Here is a 19538-nt window from a genome sequence, read left to right as displayed (position 1 = left end):
ACCTGCGTCGCCACACACGCCCCCACCCGTCCAGAGACCCCCTGGCCAGGAAACCTACCCAGCTATATCCGCCCGAAATTCGGCGAGTACTACGGGGATCCCCGATCTGGTCGACGAGCAGCCGCTTGGCGACGACCGTCCAGGTCGTGCAGTGGGTGCATTTCTGCTCATCCGGGCGAATCAGCGGAACGTCGACGTAGCTGCGGCCGCGCAGTTCGGCGGGCTTGACGTCTGGCAGTGCCAGCAGTTTCTCGGCCAGGTACCTGGGCTTGTTGTCGACCAGATCGCCCATGCCGCTCATGACCATCAGCGTGGAGTGCCGCACTCCGGCCACGGGGTGGTCCTGAAACGTCACGCCGTTGCTGTCGAACACGACCAGCGAGTGCGGTCGGGGCTGCCGGGCACGAAGCTGCTGGGTGGCTCCGGGCTGGAACGGATCGAGGGTCGGGCGCATGGGCGGGTCCGCCTTCCTGCTGTGGTGGTCGAGCTGACGGGCCCTGGCCTCAGCACGGCGGGGAGGGGCCCGCAGGGCGGGCACGGGAAGTGGACTGGTAAATCCCGGTGTGATCACGCGGAGCGCGACCCCGAAGGGGCCTTGTCTCACCGGGATGGATCTCCGCGCCCTTGCCCGGAACCCCTCGCCGGTGTGCTGACCTCGTGCGTCAGTTCGCTCCACGGCAGGGGTGCGGACCGTCCACGCAGCAGGTCAGCCGTCGCTGGCCGCGGCAGACGCCCGCCGCGCCAGGTCGGTCAACCGGTCGATGAACGTGGCTGCCGGCATCTCGTCCGACCCGATGCGCAGCCGCCGCCATGCCTGGTCGTGGAGCGGGTCGACCAGGTGGTCGGTGTCGCGGCGGCGGTGGAGCTTCACGCGGGTACTCGGCCCTGTAGGAGGCGGCGATCCGTGTCGGCGCGCGGCTGATGTCGTCGACGACCGCAGCGAAGTACTCCACCTGGGCGTTGAGCTGGAGAACCAGCTAGTTGGGCGCAGTTGACGATTGATCAAGTATGTTAACCGCCGTTGGTTGCAGACCTGAAGATCCACTCCTGCGCCCCAGGAACTGCCTCATCAGGCCGTTCCACTTTGAGCTGTTGTCCACATCTGCGGTCTGACCTGGTGTTACTTTCCGCGCATGCCCTCGAAGCTGCCCGATGACGTCAATCTCGCGTTCCATGACGACGAACTCCTGCATGCCCTGCACGCGCTCGCCGGCGGCGAGCTGACGTCCGCACTCGACTTCCTGGCCGCCACCCGCGACCAGCCGTACCGCCGCGAACTCGCGCTCGACACGTTTGCCTACGCGGGCAGCCCGATACTCCCGAAACTGCTCGCGGCGGCGGAGAACGACCCGGACAACGTGCACCTCCTGCTACTACTCGGCAGTGCACAGGCCGCAGCGGGCTGGCAGGCGCGAGGCTCGCGACGCGCGGAACACACCACCGACGACCAGTGGGCCGGGCTGACCGACTACACCCAGCAAGCCCGCAGGACACTTCTACGCGCCACCGAGCTCGACCCGGACGACGTGGCGCCATGGGCCGCGCTGATGGCGGTCGCGCTCGGTGCGCCGCTGGCCACCCGCGAGCCCGCGGAGATCTACAACGAGGTCCACAAGCGAGTGCCGGATCTGGTCAACGCGACCCTGCGTAGGCTCCAGTCGACCACGAAGAAGTGGTACGGCAGCGAGGAGGAAATGTTCGCCTTCGCCCGCACCAGAATCGCGGACCTGCCAGACGGTCATCCGCTGCTGGCGATGATCGCGGTCGCACACATCGAAAAGCACCTGGAGAACTACCGCGCCGGCGGCAACAAGATCAAGCGCCTCTGGCGTGCCGTGACCTACCTCAGCAAGCAGCGCGACGAAGTCAACGCCGCGTCCGACCGGCTACTCGCCGGCGCCGACGACCACCCGCATTCCCAGTGGGGCCACCAGATCTTCGCGACCTACTACCTCGAGGCCGACAAGGAGCAAGACAAGGACCGCCTCGCACAGCACATGCGCCGCAGCGGGCCGACACCGATGCGGTGGCCGTGGGGCTACTTCGGCAACCACAAGGAGCAGTTCGCCAAGGCATACAAGACATCCGGCCTCGCCGACTAGATGTACTGCCAGCGAGGTTGCGAACGGTCCGACACGTGACCGGATGATCTTGGAATCATGGAGGGCCTCCGGGTTCAGTGTGGATTGCGACATCTGCACCGGCTACCAGGAGGCCCTCGATTACTCACGCTAACCCTGTGCCGCTCGAGAATTCATCGCCGCAGCGTGCCAGCGAAATCCTCCCAGACTGAGAGCATGCTCGGATGATCGTGTCCCTGCTGTACAAGGTGACGTGGAAGTTGCTGCCCGCCGCGTCGGTGCTGTTCCGCGATGAGGCAGCGAAGGATGCGGAGCTTCTCGTGCTGCGGCACGAAAACACCGCGCTTCGCCGGTAGCTGGTCAGCCCGGTCTGCTACGAGCCGGCGGACCGACTCTGGTTCGCGGCCCTGTCCAGGTTGATACACCGTTCGCGCTGGCGCGAGATCTTCCCAGTCACCCCCGGCACGTTGCTCGGTTGGCACCGCAGGTCATCGCCTGGAATTGGGACCACACCGCGCGACGCCGCACCGGCCGCCCACCCACCCGAGCAGCGATCAAGACGCTCGTCCTGCGGCTCGCCAGAGAGAACCCGCGGTGGGGGCATCGACGGACCCAAGGCGAACTGGCCCGACTCGGCCACCCAATCGCCGCCTCGACCGTCTGGGAGATCTTGAACGCAGCGGGCATCGCCCCTGCACCACGTCGATCCGGCCCACCTGGCGTGAGCTCCTCGCCGCCCAAGCCGAGGGCATCATCGCGACAGACTTCTTCCACATCGACACCGCACTCGGCACACGCCTGTACGCGCTGGCATTTCTCGAACACAACACCAGGTCATAGGAATTTACAAGATCAACATACATCCTGCCCTGCGCGGACAACCTCCAAGATCAACTTATCCGGGAAACTCGGGCTAGGCTGGCTCGACCAGTCAGCGGCGACGAGGGGTTGGGGCCTGTGGCTCGGCGTTCGGACTCACCGGTGGTGATCCTGAGCATCCTGCTCGTGCTTTCACTCGCCGGGTGGTTCGGCTTCGACTACCTGCACGAACGGCTCTCCTCTTCGAGCTGTGACACGGTCGCCACGCTCAGCGTCGTGGCCGCGCCGGGCATCGCCTCGGCCGTGGCCCGCGTGTCGGAACAGGACGGTGCCGCGTGCTACCGAGTCGAGGTGATAGCGCGGGATTCCGCTGAGGCCGTCGAGTCCCTCGCGCAGGCCAAACCGGATGTGTGGATCCCGGAGTCGTCCCAGTGGCTGCTGCGCGCCCAGCGGCGGGGTGCGTGGGACATCCCCGTCACGGGCCCGTCGATCGCGTCCTCGCCCATCGTGCTGGGGCTGACCGAGACCGCCGCGCGGCAGTTCGGCTGGCCAGAGCGAACGCCCACCTGGGCCCAGGTGTTCAGCGGCGAGCCGGCGATCGGACTCGTCGACCCGGCCGTCGACCCGGCAGGCCTGTCGGCGTTGATCGCCACAGGTGAGCTGGCCGGATCCGCTCCGGACCCGGCCGGTTCCTATGCCCTGACGCTTCGCAAGCTCGCCAAGCACACCGTCCAGAAGCCCGCCGAGCTGTTCGATCCCGCCCGGCCACTGGACGGCGTGGTGACACCGGAGTCGGACTTGGGAAAACACGGTCTGGTCGGGGTGTACGCCGATCCCGCCGTGCCTTCGCTGGACTACCCGTACGTCGTCCTGCCCGGTTCCGATCAGGGCAAACGTGATGTGGCACAACAGTTCCTGAGCCGCTTGCTCGACCAGACCTCCGCCGGGCAGTTCGCCGAGGAGGGCCTTCGCGGGCCCGACGGGCGGGCCCTCGGGGGTTCGAGCGCCGCGGTGGTCCGACCGGTCGCGCCTCCCGCCGACCCCGACCAACTGCTCAACCAGTGGGCGGCGGTCAACCGCAGCGCCCGGATGCAGGTGCTGCTGGACGTGTCCGGGTCGATGGCCCAGGTCGTCCCCAAGGCCGCCACCGACCGGATGACGCTCACCATCCAGGCCGCCGAGTTGGGCATCAGGCTGTTCAAGCCGACCACGAAGATCGGCCTGTGGCGGTTCTCCACGAACCTCGACGGCGACAAGGACTACAAGGAACTCCTGCCGGTGCGGCCGGTGGGTGAGCTCCTGGCCGACGGCTCGTTGGATGAACTCCGCAAGGTCAAGGCGATCCACAACGGCGCCACCGGCCTGTACGACTCGGTGCTGGCCGCCTACACCTCGGCCCGGCAGAACTGGGAGCCGGGCCGGATCAACCTGGTGGTGGTGCTCACCGACGGCAAGAACGAGGACCCCCAAGGGATCACCCAGGAACAGCTGCTCGCCCGACTGGCCGAGTTGCAGGACCCGAAACGGCCACTGCAGATCATCGGCATCGGCATCGGGCCGGACATCGACCCGGTCGAGCTGCGGGCGATCTCGCGGGCGACCGGCGGCGACGCCTACACCACCGAGGACCCGACCAAGATCGTCGACGTGTTCTACGCAGCGATGGGCAGGTTGCTGGAGACGTGACCACCACCACCGAACCGCGGCAGATCGTCCTGGCCTGGCCCCGGCCGATCACCCTGGCCGCGGTCGCGATCGGCGTCATCCCGTTCGCGATCCACGCCTGGATGGCGTTCAACGGCTACTTCGGGCACGACGACTTCGTGATCCTGCACCGGGCGGCGGCCCACGGGCCGTTCGACCTCGACTACCTCTTCCAGGACTACAGCGGCCACCTGGCGCCCGGCATGTTCCTGCTGGCGTGGTTCATCACGGCGGTCGCGCCGCTGAGCCACGTGTTCGCCGTGCTCCCCCTGCTCGTGATGCTCGCGGTGGCGTCCGTGCTGTTCTGGCGGGTGCTGACGCGGTGCTTCGGGTCGCGCTGGGCGCTGCTGTTGCCGTTCGCGGTGTACGCGTTCTCCCCCCTGATCCTGTACCCCACGCTGTGGTGGGCCTACGGCGTGCAGCTCTTCCCGTTGCTGCTGACCATGTTCGGCGCGATCAACGCGCACCTGACCTACCTGCGCACCCGCGCCTCGAAGCAGGTCGTCATCACCCTGCTGTGGACCGTCGCCGGGCTGGCCTTCTACGAGAAGGCGGCGTTGTTCATCGCCGTGCTGTTCGGGCTCACGCTGCTGCTGGGCGAACGGGTGCCGTGGCGGGTGTGGCTGGCGCACGGCGCCGTCGTCGCCGGGTTCGCCGTCCTGTTCGTCGCCCTGACCACCAGCCGAGTCAAGAACGACCTGCCGTCCGCGGACTTCATCGCGGAATTCGTCGGCAACGCGGTGCTGAACACCTTCCTGCCGGGTTTGTTCGGCGGCCCGTGGACCGGTCCCGCGCCCGGCGCGACCATCTCGACGTCACCGCTGTGGCTGCGACTCACCGTGGCCGCGGTGGCCGTGGTGATGCTCGTGGGCGGACTGCTGAAGGCGCCGCGGCGCGCTGCGGCGGCGTGGCTGATGCTGGCCGGGTACTTCGCGGTCGATCTGGGGCTGGTGATCGTGACCAGGCTGCCCGAGATCGGGCCACTGATCGGCAACGACCCCCGGTACATCGCCGACGCGGTGCCGATCGCCGTGCTCTGCGCGACGTTCGCGTTCCTCGAACCGGGCGAGCGCACCGGCGGCCTGAGACGGCCGGTCGTGCTCGGCCTGGTGGCGCTGCTCGGGATCAGCGCCACGTTCAGCTTCCTGTGGCTCGCACCCGGTCTGCGGTTCGCCAAGTCGGAGCAGTACGTCAGCACCGCGCGTGCCGCGCTGACGGCGAACCCGTCGATCGTGCTCTACGACACGAGCGTCCCGGACGCGATCATGTCGGTGTGGCTCATCGAGGACGGCAAGGCGTCCAGGGTGATCGGTCTGCTCCCGCAGCGGCCGAAGTTCGACCAGCCCGCGGAGGAGATGTTCCTGCTGGACGACAACGGATCGCCGCGCAGGATCACCGGCGTCAAGGATCCGGTCGTCGGCAGGAAAGGTCCGGTGGCCGGCTGCGGCTACCCGGTCGGCGGCCAGGTCGTGACGATTCCGCTGAGCAGCCGGGTGGAGGGCCGTCGGCTGCTGCGGATGGAGTACTACACCTCCAGCGCGGGCCCGGTGCGGCTCGCGCTGGGAACAGTCGCCCAGGAGGTGAACTTCGCCGAGGGCCTGCACGTGCTGTACGTCGTCGTGAACGGCGGCTCCGACCGGCTGGAGGTCAACCGCGGCACCGCTGTGGACCCGATGTGCGTGGTGGACGTCCGGATCGGTTCCCCTGCGACGTGACCGGACCTACACTCCGGCGAATGACCTTCGACCAGGTGCGCCGCGACTGGACCCGGCTCGGCGAAGCGGATCCGCTGTGGGCGGTGCACGTGGCGCCGGACAAGCGCGGCGGCCGGTGGGAGGTCGACCAGTTCCTCGAACTGGGGCGGCAGGACGTGGCGGTCGCCCGTGAGTGGCTCGCCCGGCTCGGCCTGCCGGTGACCTGGCGGCGGGTGCTGGACTTCGGGTGCGGGGCCGGGCGGCTGTCGCAGGCGCTGGCCGTCCACGCCGACGAGGTCGTCGGCGTGGACGTCTCGCCGCCGATGCTCTCCACCGCCGAGAACCTGGACCGCAGCGGCGGGAAGTGCCGGTTCGTCCACAACGACACGCCGGATCTGCACCGGTTCCCCGACGGCGATTTCGACCTGGTCTACACCGAACTGGTGTTGCAGCACCTGCCGCGCACGGCGATCGAGGGCTACCTGGCGGAGTTCATGCGCGTGCTGCGTCCCGGTGGCGTGGCGGTGTTGCAGTGCACGACGAGTCCGTTGTGGACGCTCAGGGGCATGCTCTGGCGGTTCGCGCCCTACCGTCTGGTGGCCTGGGGGCAGCGCGTCGTGCTGCGCTACCCGGCGCCGATGCGGATGACCGCGCTGGCGCCGGACCGGCTCCGCGCCGTGGTGGCCGAGCACGGCGGTGAGGTGGTGGACAGCGTGTCCGAGGACATCCCGGTCAGCCACTGGCGGTCCACGAGATACGTCGTCCGCAAGAGGTGACGCGCGTCAGGGTGGCCGTGGGCTTGCACCGCAACCCCACGGCGTGGGTCATGCTGGGTCTCACGCTGCTGTCGTTCCTGCAACGCCCCGGCCGCACGACCTTCGACACCAAGCTCGACCTCGTGGTCGACCCGCTGGCGTTCCTCGGCCGCGCGCTGCACCTGTGGAACCCCGCGGCCAGCGGTGGCGAACTGCAGAACCAGGCGTACGGCTACCTGTTCCCGATGGGGCCGTACTTCGCGGTGTGCCACGTGCTCGGGCTGCCGCCGTGGATCTCCCAACGCCTGTGGTGCGCCCTGCTGCTGTGCGGCGCGTTCGGCGGTGTCCTCGCGGTCGCGCGGGCGCTGCGGATCGGCACCGCCCCGGCGCAGTACCTGGGGGCCGTCGCGTACGCGCTGGCGCCGCGGATGCTCACCGAGATCGGCCCGCTGTCGGCGGAGATGGTCGCCGCCGTGATGCTGCCGTGGATCCTGCTGCCCTTGATCAAGGCCGACCGGATCTCCTCGCCACGACGGGCGGCCGGCTTGTCCGGGCTGGCGACCCTCGGCGTCGGCGGGGTGAACGGCGCGCTGGTGCTCACGGTCCTGCTGCTGCCCGGTCTGTGGCTGCTGACCCGGCAGTGGACCGCGCGGCACGTCCGGCTCGTGCTCTGGTGGTTCGCGTCCGTGGTGGCGGCCGTGCTGTGGTGGTTGCTGCCGCTGATGCTGCTCGGCGAGTACAGCCTGCCGTTCGTCGACTACGTCGAGTCGGCCGCCAACACCACGGCGCCGACGTCGCTGTTCCAGGTCCTGCGCGGCACCAACCAGTGGGTGGCCTACGTCGTGCAGGGCAGCCCGTGGTGGCCCTCCGGTTTCATGCTGGTCGACAACCCGGTCCTGATGCTGGCCACCGGGCTCCTCGCGGCGGCCGGCCTCGCCGGGCTGGTCCGCCGTGGACTGCCGGAGCGGCTCTTCCTGACGATCGGCGTCATCGCGGGCGTCGCCGTGATGACAATCGGCTACGTCGGGGCGCTCGACAGCCCGCTGTCCCACACCGTTCGCGCCCTGCTGGACGGTCCGCTGGCCCCCCTGCGCAACGTGCACAAGTTCGAGCCCGGCCTGCGGCTGCCGTTGATGCTCGCGTTCATGCACGCGGTGTCACGCGTCCGAATCCCGGCCGCCGCGACCACCGCGGTCGCGGGCAAGGTCCGGCTCGCCGTCGGCGTCCTGCTGGTGACCGTGATGGCCGTGCCCGCGTGGACGCTCACGTTGCGGCCGGGGCCGGGGTGGCAGAAGATCCCGGACTACTGGCGTTCCGCGATGACGTGGCTGGCCGACAACGACCCGCACGCCCGCACCCTCCTGCTGCCCGGCACCGGGTTCGGCGAGTACACCTGGGGCAAGACGGTCGACGAGCCCGCCCAAGCGCTGGCCCGGTCACCCTGGGCGCTGCGCAGCCAGATCCCGCTCGGCTCGGAGGGCAACACCCGGCTGATGGACGCGGTCGAGGACGCGCTCGCCGACGGGCGCGGCGCACCCGGACTGGCCGACTTCCTCGCTCGGTCCGGGCACAGGTTCCTGTTGGTGCGCAACGACATCGACCGGGTCGCCACCGGTGCGCCACCGGTCACGATGATGCGGGACGCGCTGGCCCGCTCCGCCGGGATCGAACGCGTGATGACGTTCGGCCCGGTGGTCAAGCCGGGTGACCAGCCGGTCGTCAACTCGATCGACCTCGACGCCGCGCCCGCGCCTGCGTTGGAGATCTACGAGGTGAAGCGGTCGGTGCCGCGCGCGGTCGCGGTGAACGCCGAGGACATCGCGACGGTGAGCGGTGGGCCGGAATCGGTGTTGCCGCTGCTCGACTCGGGAGTGCTGCGGGGAGATCGTCCTGCCGTGCTGGCCGGTGACGGCGGCGCGCCCGAGAGCCGGGACTGGCTCGTCACCGACGGGCTGCGCCACCGGGAGCGCAACGTCGGGCGGGTGCGCGACAACCTGAGCCAGACGCTCACTGCCGACGAGCGGCCGAGGCAGGACCGACCGGTGTCCGACATCCTGCCGTTCCCCGGTCCGGAGCACCTGACGGTCGCGGCCTACCGCGGGATCCGCGGCGTCACCGCGTCGAGTTCGGCCGGGTTCGCGGACTCCGTCCGCGCCTCCGACCCGTCGTCCATGCCATTCGCCGCGATCGACGGAGATCCGTACAGCGCCTGGCAGTCCTCCACCCTCGCCGGACCGGCCGGGCAGTGGCTCGAAGTCGGCCTGGACACACCGCGGGTCGTCGACCAGGTGGCGCTGCGGATGGTCGACGACATCCGGGTCGGCTGGCCGGTCACCCGGATCAGGATCACCACCGACTCGGGTTTCCGCGACCACGAGGTCGCCAGGGGCGCCGCGGAGCAGGCGTTCGCGGTGTCGCCGGGGCTCACGAGCAGGGTCCGGATCACCGTGCTGTCGGTGGCGGCGCAGTTGACCAGCGGCTCCGTCGGCATCGCCGAACTGTCGGTGCCCGGAGTGACCGCCCAACGGGCGTTGCGGGTGCCCACCGACGTCCTGCCCGGCCCCGAACAGCGGACGACCTTCGCCTTCAGCCGCGGCCCTCAGCCGCGCTACTCCTGCACCGGCACCGACGGCGACCAGCGGTGCGACGTGGGACTGGCCAGGAGCGGCGAGGAACCCGACGGGATCCACCGGCTCTTCCGCACCCGCGACGACGCCAACTACCGTCTCGAAGGGACCGTCCTGCCCACCGTCGGCGGCACCCTCCCTGTCACCGCACCGGGGTTGACCGTCTCCAGCACGACCCAGTTGGCCGGTGACCCGGCCGCCGCGCCTCTGGCCGCGGTCGACGTGAACCCCACCACGACGTGGATCGCCGACTACACCGACGAGGAACCCACGCTGCGCCTGGCCTGGCCCACCGCCCGCGACGTGACCGGCTTGAGGCTGACCACGTCGGCGCTGTCCGGCGCGTCCCGCCCGACCGAGGTGCAGATCACCACCCCGGAGCTGAGCCGGACCGTGCCGGTGTTCTCCGACGGCTCGGTCGACTTCGTCGCGACCACCGACCGGCTGGACATCACGATCAAGAAGAGCGAAGGGGTTCCCGACCGCGTTCCGGGACCGGTGGGCATCAGCGACGTCGAGATCGTCGGTGCGCCCGATCTGGTGCCGCCGATCCCACTGGACACCCCGTTCACCGTGCCGTGCGGCTCCGGCCCGGCCGTCACGATCGACGGAACCGCCTACGCCACCACGGTTTCCGGCACGCTGCGGGACGTGTTCCAGCACCGTCCGCTACCGCTGGGCACCTGTCGGGACCTGGTCGAAGGCGTCGACCTCGGAGGTCGGGAGCACGAGGTGAGCACAGCTCGATCGGCCTCCTTCGTGGTGCAGGACCTCACCCTGCGGCCCAGCACCGCGGCCGCCACCGAGCCGCCGCCGGGTCACCGCGCGATCGACTTCGAGCAGTGGGGTGTCGCACACCGTGAACTGCGGGTGGCCGCCGGGCAGGCCGCGGTCCTCAGCATCCCGGAGAACGCCAACGACGGCTGGGTGGCCAAGGTGGACGGCGAGCCGCTCGCCCGCACCAGGATCGACGGGTGGCAGCAGGCCTGGGTGCTGCCGGCCGGTGGCGTGACGACCGTGGTGCTGGACTTCGAGCCCGACACCACCTACCGGCAACGGCTTCTGGTCGGCGCCGTCGCCGCGGCGCTCCTGCTGTTGGTCACGCTTTTGCCGGTGCGCAGACGGGTCCGGATCACCACGTCCCCCGCGGGCAAGCGGTGGGTGCCGGCGGTGCTGGTGGTGCTGCTCGCGGCCATTGGCGGGATCCTGCCGGTCGTCCTGCTGATCGCGAGCCTGCTCGTCCGTGCCGTGGCCCAGCGGTTCACCGCGCGGTTCAACGTCACGGCCTTGATCGTCGTCGCCGGGATGGCGACCGCCACCGGGATCGCGGTCGTCGGACGCCTGCAAGGACACGGGCAGGGCTGGGCGTACGGAACCGCCACGCAGGCAGCCATCCTCGTCGCCCTGGCCGCGGCGGTGTCACCGTGCCTCGACTGGTTCGACACGGGACCGGAACTCGATCAGGGCTCCGAAGCAGGCGAGCAGGGCGGTGGCGGTGACGGCCCCGGCGACGACCTGGGCCGGCGAACCGTGCCACCAGCCGAGAACGAGCACGACCTCGAACCCGACCGCCAGCCAGGTCAGTGACGTGGACCGGCGGTCGGCGCCCGCGATCCTGGAGTACAACAGGATCTGCACGAGCGACAGCAGGGATCCGACCAGGGCGAACGGCCACACCGGAAGGCTGCTCGCCGCGTAGGCCGAACCGCCGACGAGCGACACCACCGTGCGACCGAACACCGCGCAACCCAGCACCACCACCGCGTCCACGGCGGCGCAGACGCCCAGCGCGATCAGCACGATCCGGCGGCGGGCCTTCTCGTCGGCGAGCTTGGGCAGGACGACGACGGCGAGCGCGTACGGCAGCCAGTACGCGATCTTGGTGATCACCGAGCCCACCGCGTACTCCCCCGCCTCACGGGCGGGAAGGCTGTGCCGGGCCAGCACCAGGTCCACGTTCACCAGCAGCACCAGCGCCAGCAACGCCTGCACGGTGTGCAGCACGTCGCGCACGTGCCCCGCGGTGCGGGGGCCCGGCACCGGTCTGCCGCAGGTCAGCCAGCCCACGAAGGCGACGACGACCGACCCCGCAACCGTCCCGGCGAACGCACCGGCGGGCGTGCGGAACACGAGCAGGCCAAGCAGCGTGCCGCCGACCCGCCCGACCACCTCGGTCGCGATCAGGTGGGCCATCGACCGGAACCGCTGCGTGCCCTGCAGGACTCCGTGGCACAGGCCGACGAGCGTGATCGGCGCGAGCGAGCAGGCGAGCAGCAGCACCGCCCACGGCCCCGGCAGGTGCAGCAACGCCATCAGCACGGGCGAGACGGCCAGCGCGGTGACCAGGACGGTGGCACTGGTCATCAGACCGAGCGTCACCAGCGGCCCGCGATCCTGTTCGGGCGCCCGCGCCACCCGCAGGGCGACCACGGTCTGCAAGCCCATCGCCGGCACCGCACCGATCGCCAGGAGCGCCAGCAGCGAGCCCATTTCCCCGAAGACCGGCGGCGCGAGCAGCCGCGCGGCGATTACCGTGAGCAGGTAGCTGGCGACATTGCTGCCGCCGAAGGCCACCGCGACCGCGATCGCGTCGACGCGGGTCCTGGCCGGAAGTGTGTCCGCCACTGGCTTCGTCCCCTAGGTTACCGAGGGGTAATGGTCGGGAACTATAGTCCCGCAGTCCAGGTTCCGGGCTGCCGACGAGAAGCGTGGGTGCGATGCGGCTGGTTCTGCCCGCGGTGTCCGCAGTGCTCGCCCTGCTCGTGCTCACCCCGTTGCTCGGCCGCGGCTTCGTCCTGAACTACGACATGGTGTTCGCGCCGGACCAGTCGCTCGTGCCCGACGGCCTCGGCCTCGGCTCGGCGCTGCCCAGGTCGGTCCCGGCGGACGCGGTGATGTCGTTCGCGACCGCTCTGCTGCCGGGCGACGTCGTGCAGAAGATCGTGCTCCTGGCGGCGTTGTTCGCCGGTCCGCTCGGCGCGGGCAGGCTCGTGCCCACGAACTCGGTGGCGATCCGGGTCGTAGCCGCGGTCTGGTACGGGTGGAGCGCGTACGTGGCCGAGCGACTTTTCATGGGCCATTGGCCGTACTTGGTCACGTACGCCTGCCTGCCGTGGATCGCGGCAGCCGGGCTCGCGGTCCGCCGAGGGGAACCCAAAGCGCTCCCGAAGCTGATCCTGGCCTGCGTTCCCGCGGTCCTCACGCCGACCGGTGGAATCATCGCCGCGGTGCTCGCGGTCGTGTGCTCGGGCCGCCGCAAACTCGCGGTCACCGTGCCGGTCACGGTCCTGCTGAACATGCCGTGGCTGCTGCCTTCCGTGCTGCACCCCGGCGGCTCACTGTCCAGTCCGGACGGTGCCGGGGCGTTCGCCGCCAGGGCTGAGAACTGGGGTTCTCCGGTCACCAGCGTGCTCGGCCTCGGTGGGATCTGGAACGCCGAGGTCGTGCCGGGCAGCCGGGGGATGCCACTGCTGCCGGTGATCACCCTGCTGTCGGTCGCCGTAGCCCTGGTGGGGCTGCGTTCGCTCGCGCCGCGATGGGGCCTGGCGCCCGCGCGTTCGTTCGTCGTCCTCGGCGCGATCGGCGTCGCGATCGCGGTGTTCGGCACGCTGCCGGGCGGTGGTGACGTGCTGGCGTGGGCGGTTTCCCACGTGCCCGGCGCGGGTCTGCTGCGGGACTCGCAGAAGTGGGCCGCGTGGTGGGCGCTCCCGCTCTCGCTCGGGTTCGCCCTCGGCGTGGAGGCGGCGGGGAAGTACCTGACCAACAGGACCGCGCTCGTGGCGCTGGCGGCGCTGCTCCCGCTCATCACGATGCCCGACTTCGCCTGGGCGGGGTTGGGGCGCCTGGAGGTAGTGGACTACCCGGCCGACTGGAGTGCCGTGCGAACCGTGCTGGCGGCGGACGACGGAGCGGGCGACGTGCTGGCCCTGCCGATGTCCGCGTTCCGGCGGTTCTCCTGGAACGGCGACCGGACGCAGCTCGATCCGGCGCCCCGGTTCCTGCCGAGGACCGTCGTCATCGACGACGTCGTGTACGTCGGTGGCAGACCGGTGTCCGGGGAAGACGGCAGGGTCGCGACGATTCGCCGGGCGATGGCCCGGAACGACGATCTCGGCGCGTTCGGGATCGGCTGGGTGCTGGTGGAGCACGGGACCCCCGGCTCGGTCGACCCCGGTGTGCTCAGGGGTCTGCGGGAGGTGTGGTCCGGGCCGTGGCTGACCCTCTACCGGGTGCCGGGGGTGATCGCGCCGCCACCGGCCGGAGCGCCGCGATTGCCTGTTGTCGCAGGAGATCTCGGCGCATTGGCGGTTGTCGCGTCCAGCCTATTGTGGCTGCTGTTACCAGCCGGTAGATTCAGCCGATCTGGCCACTCGCGGACATTCGAGGAGCAAGCGTGCGCACATTGATCGGTGCCGTCATCGCGGTCGTCGCCGGGCTCGCGTTCGCCGGTGGCGGAACGTACGTCCTGGTCAGCTCTCTCGCGCCGGACGAGGCCAGCCAGCTCAAGAACGCCCCGGCGCCCAACAACTCCAACCCCGACACCGTCAACTACGGCACGCCGTAAGGTGCCGAGCCAGGCGACGCTGGACCGGTCGATCCGCCTGTTCAAGGCATTCCGCAACGAGCAGACCGACCGGGACACCTTCTACCGGTTGCTGGCCGAGGACTCCGCACGGCAGGTCGCCGAGTTCACCTCCCTCGCCGGACGGAGTCTTCTCGACGTCGGTGGCGGCCCCGGGTACTTCGCCGACGCGTTCCGCGCGGCCGGCGCTTACTACGTCGGCCTGGATCCCGATGCCGGCGAACTGTCGGCCCGCGGCGAGTACGCCGAAGGGATGATTCGGGCCAGTGGCACGCGATTGCCCATCCGAACGGCCTCAGTGGACGTCTGCTATTCGTCGAACGTGCTGGAACACGTGGACGAGCCGCGCACGATGCTCGACGAGATGGTGCGCGTGACGAAGCCCGGCGGGACGGTGTTCCTGTCGTTCACGCCGTGGTACTCCCCCTGGGGCGGCCACGAAACCTCGCCGTGGCACTTCATCGGCGGCCACTACGCCCGCCGCCGATTCCGGGACAACCACGGCCAGGAGCCCAAGAACCGTTACGGGGAAAGCCTTTTCGCGGTGTCCGTCGGCTCGGCGCTGCGCTGGGCACGGAACCACCCGGAGGCCTGCCTGGAACGCGCACTTCCCAGGTATCACCCGTGGTGGGCGACCTGGGTCGTGCGCGTTCCGGTGCTTCGCGAAGTCGTGTCCTGGAACCTCGTGCTGGTCCTGCGGAAAAAACCTTAGGCGGTACGGCGGCGGCCGGCGAGCAGCAGGACGATGCTGACGGCCAGGAGGACGCCACCGGCGATCCACAGGATCACCGGAAGGCCGGTGAGCAGCCATAGCTTGGACTTGTTGTCCTCGGCCACCCGCACGTTGGCGTCGACCGTCTTCTTGTTGAGCTCCAACGTTCCGTCGAACACCGCGGTGCCCTGACCCGCGTTCTGGTCCGAGGTGCGCAGCTCCTGCTTCACCGACTGACGCACCTTGATGAGCGCGCCGGTGTCCGGCTCGACCCACAGCGTCTTTTCCGCCTGGTAGTACAACCTGACCGAGACGGTCGGTTCGGGCTTGCCGACCAGCGAGCCGGGCACGTCCCGGCCGTCGACGTCGGTGGGCGGCACGGACTGCTTGAACCGGTACACCGACAGGCCCTGCAGTTCCTCCTCACCGTCGAACTCGGCGTCCACCGGCTTGCCCACCCCACTGTCGTACCAGGGGTAGGTCCGCTTCTCGGTTTGGAAGGGGAACTTGAAGTTCAGGCCGGGGAACTGAACCTGGCCGCGCGTGCCAGGGATCTTCGTGTCCTTGCCGTTCTCCGGCTTTTCCTTCTGGAGGTACTGCGTGGTGCAGGGCGCGACGGCCTCCGCGGTGAACCGGTCCAGGCACAGCTCACGCACGCTCGCGCTGAGCGTCCGCCTGTCCTTGTCCTCCCTGATGCGGGTGGTCTCGACCCACGCGGTCACGCCGCCGTCGGCCTGGACCTCGGGCGCCCGCAGGTCACCGGAGACGTACGTGGTCGACGTCAGGCTGAGGTTGCGGCGGATCTCCGGCTGGGTCGGGCCTCCGTCCTTCTCCACGTAGACGAGTGCGGTGATGCCGCTGCCCTGGGCCACCGCGGTCGTGTCGGGGCTGTGCGGGATCTTGGCGAGGGCCGGATAGGCGTAGAACCGCAGCAACAGCCCGGTCGCGATCCCGAACACGCCGAGTCCGAGCAGGACGAAGGTCAGAACGCGTCGCAAAGGTCCTCCTCAGGAGCTGGGCCGCCGGCGCGGCCCGTGGCTGAACTGTCGAGCAGGGTGGACACCACGGCGACGAACATCCGTCCGCTGGTGGCCCAGTCGAAACCGGCGGCCCAGGCCCGGCACGCGTCGGCCACGGCCGAGGCGTCGTCGGGGCGGGCCAGCAGCGTGAGAGCGTCGTGGATCGCGCCGCCGACGTCCTCGTCGTCCCGTACCAGCCAGCCGGTCTCCTTGTGCCGCACGGAGTCGCGCAACCCGTCGACCTCGCGGCAGACGGTCGGGACTCCGTGCGCGGCCGCCTCGATCACGGCCAGTCCCCAGCCTTCGCCGTCCGACAGGGTGACGTTGAGCCAGGATTCCCGCAGCAGAGCGCTTTTCGTCGAGTCGTCGACGAAACCGTGCACCACGACGGAATCCGCGAACGGTGCCGCGGCCTTGCGCACCGCGGCTTCGTCCGGTCCACGGCCGATCACGTGCAGGCGCAGACCGGGCCACTGGTCGCGCAGCGTGCCGACAATTTCGATCAGCCGGTCGACCCGCTTGTGCGTGACAAGCCTGCCCAGGTACACCAGCGAGGGATGCGAGGAACGTGTGCCGTCCGCGGACGACGGGTGGTCCGTGCCGTTGGGCACCACGAAGATCCGGCCACGCCAGGCGAGGCGCTCGCGCATCGCGCGCACGGTGGACCGCGACACGGCGACCGTCACCGCGTGGCGGTAGACCCTGCGCGCGGCAGGACCTTCGAGCCAGCGGCCGATCCGGGCCAGCCACGGCGGGAAGTGCACGGCGAACTGGGCGTCGTGCACGTGGTGCACCACCAGCACGACCTTCGTCCACCTGGCGACCACCAGGGGGCTGAAGAAGGGGATCCCGTTCTGGCAGTCGATCACCAGGTCGATGCGACTTCGGTTGCGCAGCAACCACAACAGCGCCCAGAAGTACACCGTCCACCGGCCGCCGCGACGCACGGTCGACTCGTCGTCGCGGCTCTGCCCCTCCCCCTTGGCCGTGAGGAAGGTGACCTGCGCCCCGGCGGCGGTCATCGCGTCCGCCATGCGGGCGGCGTATTCCTCGGCGCCACCGGCGTGCGGATGCCCGCGGTCGCGCCAGTTCACCACTACCACCCGCGCACCGTTGAGCGGTGGTCTCACTCAGGCCACCTCCGCCACGGATGTCATGACCGGGGCGACGGCGGGCGTCTTCTCCGCGCCGAGGATCGCCCGGATCCTGGCGAGCGCGGCGAAACTGCGGTAGCCGTCCCGCATCGGGCGGAACGTGGACCCCGGCACGTCCCTCCAGCTCACCGGCAGTTCGACGATCATCGCGCCGATCCGTTGCGCCCTGGCGAGCAGTTCGACGTCGAACGCCCACCCCGGTGTGCGCAGCGGTCGGAAGATCGCGTCGGCGGTGTGCCGGTCGAAGAACTTGTAGCCGCACTGGGTGTCGCCAACGCCAGGCACGATCGTGTTGGCCGCGCGCCGAAACGCCCACGCGCCTGCCCGCCGGACCTGGTTGTGCCTCGCACGCACGATCGAGTTCGGGTGCGCCCGCGATCCGACGACCACGTTCACGCCAGTGCTCAGGAACCTGAGCGTCGGCGCCAGCGCTGCCATGTCGGTCGCCAGATCGGCATCGCAGAAGCCGACGTAGCGGCTGTCGGTCCGCAGCACTCCGGTCCGCACCGCTGCGCCCTTCCCCGGCTGGGCACAGCGGATCAGCCGCACCGGGATCGATCCGGACCGGTGCTCGCGGGCGACCTCGCCGCTGCGGTCGGTGCTGGTGTTGTCGACCACGACGATCTCGCACGGCTCACGGATGGCCGCGAGCGCCACCGTGAGCGCGGACAACGTGGCCGACAGCCGCGACTCCTCATTGCGCACAGGCACGACAATGGAAAGCAGTGTCATGTCTTCGCCGTTGTTCCGGGCGCACAGAACCCAGCATGGTGTCGCAAGAGTCCTCCCATGACGTGACGCAGGTCTCAGGACGGCGAAAGTTACCCAACGGTAGTTCCCTGGAAATAGAAGGGAAGTGTGATATGTGTCACATGTACTACCGAAGCGACAGACACCTTCGAACTTTGTACCGTTCAGCGCCGAAAATTGAGCCGGACGGGCTAATCAGATGACCGATGACCGGACGGACATCCCCCACCGAACAAAGATCCCGCGAAGAATCGCCACGCGCCAGGCGGGAGCATCGCCGACAGGCGAAGAACGCAGGTCAAATCATCTGAATGGATCTACCAACATGTCGAAGCAGCAGGTCAGGCACTCCTGATACCACAAGTCCACGCACTTGACGTCGCCATCCCAGGCGTCAGTTGCATATCGGTTCAAACAGGATCTCGACCATAAACACAAAGAAAACAGCCCGCCCGATTCAAATAGTTGACGTATACAGTCCGTTCCGTAATAAAGGAAGGAATTCAGCCACATCACGATCAACGTGTCCATTCACGGGTGAGTGCGCGTGATTGGGTCAGGCTGTGATCGGCGGGAGCCAGGGATTGCCGGTGAGCGCGCAGTGGATGGCGTCGATAGCGCGGATGCCGTGGTTGCGGGAGCTGACCAGGTAGGAGCGAACACGCAGGTCGTCGCGGAGGGTGTCGGTGCGGCGCCAGCACCCCGAGACGGCCTGATGCCGTTTCGGGCTGCGAAGTGCCTGCTCCGACGCGTTGTTCTTCCAGGATGGCGAAGTTGCGCGCGAACAGCCAGACCTGCTCGGCCTTGTCTTTCAGTCGCTGGGCGAGGGTGAAACCGGGATGGTTTCCCTTGTGCCAGTCGCGATGCCGGTTGGTGGTGATCCCTCACGTGACGGCCTTGTCGTAGCGGGCACGCAGGTCGGCGAGAAGGTCCGGGTCGAGCTGATCGGCCTCGGCGGCACGAGCCTGGTCAACAGCCTTGGCGGTGTCCCGCAACACATCGATGACCGTTCCGGCCCACTTCTGCCACCGGGGGTGCAGTTCCAGCACACCCTTGCAGTGTCTGATGAGGTGCGCCGCGCATTGCCCGCACCCCGGCCAGATGCCGGGCCACCACACCTATGAGTGGCGTTCGGGTCAACTACTGATCCGGGCTGCACACGTCAGTCACCACACCCAACGGGTCCTACGCCCTCACGCTTCGCCGAAACGGTCGCAACACTATCCAGCAAGAAAGGTTAGTAACGAAAGATTGAATCGCGCCGACTGGCCCTCTATACAGTGTTCGAGCTATCCAATAGCGCATGGGCACACAAACTGCGCAAGCTTGCTACCTGCGAGTGCCCAAGTCCCCCTCGGACATCGGAGTTGATCAGGCGGATGAGAATCTTAAATCCTCATCCGCTTTTTTGTTCATGACATCTACCACTGGGCATATGGACTCTGAAACATCTAATGAGCCCTTTTCATCCTGCGGTGGCTTCGTAGTTCTGTAACACGTGGATGGCTTTGGCCAGCCGGCCCGTGCGGCGGGGGCAGCAGCGGAGCTTGCGGAGAATGCGCCAGGTCTTGAGCTGGGCGTTGGCGCGTTCGCCGGGGCCGCGCAGGCGGGCGTGGGCACGGTTGGCGTCTTTCTGCGACT

General features: G+C 69.0%; 15 protein-coding genes and 1 pseudogene. 9 read left to right on the top strand and 7 right to left on the bottom strand.

Annotated elements, in window-relative coordinates; translation table 11 throughout:
- Both C8D87_RS45560 and C8D87_RS45555 read right to left on the bottom strand, forming a co-directional pair.
- Positions 1–454, bottom strand: a 454-nt coding sequence (locus C8D87_RS45560; protein WP_170166259.1) for a hypothetical protein, incomplete at its 3' end; no start/stop codon positions are given.
- A gap of 252 nt (positions 455–706) precedes the next feature.
- Positions 707–871, bottom strand: a complete 165-nt coding sequence (locus tag C8D87_RS45555) for a hypothetical protein (protein WP_170166258.1) — start codon at positions 869–871, stop codon at positions 707–709.
- 262 nt (positions 872–1133) lie between these two features.
- Between C8D87_RS45555 and C8D87_RS00065 the strand changes: the two genes are divergently transcribed.
- The 9 genes from C8D87_RS00065 (at position 1134) to C8D87_RS00025 (ending at position 14974) form a co-directional block, all read left to right on the top strand.
- Positions 1134–2102: a DUF4034 domain-containing protein gene (locus C8D87_RS00065; RefSeq protein WP_112225009.1), complete on the top strand. Its 969-nt coding sequence runs from the start codon at positions 1134–1136 to the stop codon at positions 2100–2102.
- Positions 2103–2305: 203 nt separating this feature from the next.
- Positions 2306–2437 carry a hypothetical protein gene (locus C8D87_RS48460; protein ID WP_267899818.1) on the top strand — a complete coding sequence of 44 codons (132 nt, stop codon included), beginning with the start codon at positions 2306–2308 and terminating at the stop codon, positions 2435–2437.
- 601 nt (positions 2438–3038) lie between these two features.
- Complete coding sequence (locus C8D87_RS00055) at positions 3039–4586, top strand: substrate-binding domain-containing protein (protein ID WP_233441819.1); 1548 nt, start codon at positions 3039–3041, stop codon at positions 4584–4586.
- A complete protein-coding gene (locus C8D87_RS00050) occupies positions 4583–6319 on the top strand; it encodes a glycosyltransferase family protein (RefSeq protein WP_112225005.1) in 1737 nt (578 codons plus the stop codon). Before C8D87_RS00055 ends, C8D87_RS00050 begins: the two co-directional genes overlap by 4 nt.
- 20 nt (positions 6320–6339) lie before the next feature.
- On the top strand, positions 6340–7074 hold the full coding sequence (locus tag C8D87_RS00045; RefSeq protein WP_112225003.1) for a class I SAM-dependent methyltransferase: 735 nt from the start codon (positions 6340–6342) through the stop codon (positions 7072–7074).
- A gap of 11 nt (positions 7075–7085) precedes the next feature.
- Entirely contained in the window at positions 7086–11267 is a 4182-nt protein-coding gene (locus C8D87_RS49395; protein ID WP_233441818.1) for an alpha-(1->3)-arabinofuranosyltransferase, read from the top strand.
- A 1130-nt stretch (positions 11268–12397) separates the two neighbouring features.
- Positions 12398–14086, top strand: a complete 1689-nt coding sequence (locus C8D87_RS00030) for a hypothetical protein (RefSeq protein WP_233441817.1) — start codon at positions 12398–12400, stop codon at positions 14084–14086.
- Positions 14074–14244 carry a DUF2613 family protein gene (locus tag C8D87_RS44980; RefSeq protein ID WP_146771581.1) on the top strand — a complete coding sequence of 57 codons (171 nt, stop codon included), beginning with the start codon at positions 14074–14076 and terminating at the stop codon, positions 14242–14244. The genes C8D87_RS00030 and C8D87_RS44980 overlap by 13 nt, the downstream gene beginning before the upstream one ends.
- A 31-nt stretch (positions 14245–14275) precedes the next feature.
- Positions 14276–14974: a class I SAM-dependent methyltransferase gene (locus C8D87_RS00025; protein WP_112226172.1), complete on the top strand. Its 699-nt coding sequence runs from the start codon at positions 14276–14278 to the stop codon at positions 14972–14974.
- Here C8D87_RS00025 and C8D87_RS00020 read toward each other — a convergent pair.
- The 5 genes and pseudogenes from C8D87_RS00020 to C8D87_RS00005 all read right to left on the bottom strand — a co-directional run.
- Positions 14971–15972, bottom strand: a complete 1002-nt coding sequence (locus C8D87_RS00020; RefSeq protein ID WP_112224999.1) for a PorA family protein — start codon at positions 15970–15972, stop codon at positions 14971–14973. The genes C8D87_RS00025 and C8D87_RS00020 overlap by 4 nt on opposite strands.
- Positions 15957–17123, bottom strand: coding sequence for a glycosyltransferase family 4 protein (locus C8D87_RS00015; RefSeq protein WP_146771580.1), 1167 nt, complete (start codon positions 17121–17123; stop codon positions 15957–15959). Before C8D87_RS00015 ends, C8D87_RS00020 begins: the two co-directional genes overlap by 16 nt.
- Positions 17124–17879, bottom strand: coding sequence for a glycosyltransferase (locus C8D87_RS00010; RefSeq protein WP_112224995.1), 756 nt, complete (start codon positions 17877–17879; stop codon positions 17124–17126).
- A 902-nt stretch (positions 17880–18781) separates the two neighbouring features.
- Complete coding sequence (locus tag C8D87_RS45550) at positions 18782–18946, bottom strand: hypothetical protein (RefSeq protein ID WP_170166256.1); 165 nt, start codon at positions 18944–18946, stop codon at positions 18782–18784.
- 416 nt (positions 18947–19362) lie between these two features.
- A pseudogene (locus C8D87_RS00005) lies at positions 19363–19538 on the bottom strand (IS5/IS1182 family transposase); the annotation flags it as partial.

Origin of the sequence: Lentzea atacamensis (assembly GCF_003269295.1) — a bacterium.
In the GTDB taxonomy this organism is placed as follows: domain Bacteria; phylum Actinomycetota; class Actinomycetes; order Mycobacteriales; family Pseudonocardiaceae; genus Lentzea; species Lentzea atacamensis.
This window is presented reverse-complemented; position numbering and strand designations above follow the sequence as displayed.

What these genes read in the sequence shown, in the direction of transcription:
- C8D87_RS00065 (WP_112225009.1), top strand. Translation starts at nt 1,134, where the DNA reads ATGCCCTCGAAGCTGCCCGATGACGTCAATCTCGCGTTCCATGACGAC.
- C8D87_RS48460 (WP_267899818.1), top strand. Translation starts at nt 2,306, where the DNA reads ATGATCGTGTCCCTGCTGTACAAGGTGACGTGGAAGTTGCTGCCCGCC.
- C8D87_RS00045 (WP_112225003.1), top strand. Translation starts at nt 6,340, where the DNA reads ATGACCTTCGACCAGGTGCGCCGCGACTGGACCCGGCTCGGCGAAGCG.
- C8D87_RS00030 (WP_233441817.1), top strand. Translation starts at nt 12,398, where the DNA reads ATGCGGCTGGTTCTGCCCGCGGTGTCCGCAGTGCTCGCCCTGCTCGTG.
- C8D87_RS00010 (WP_112224995.1), bottom strand. Translation starts at nt 17,879, where the DNA reads ATGACACTGCTTTCCATTGTCGTGCCTGTGCGCAATGAGGAGTCGCGG.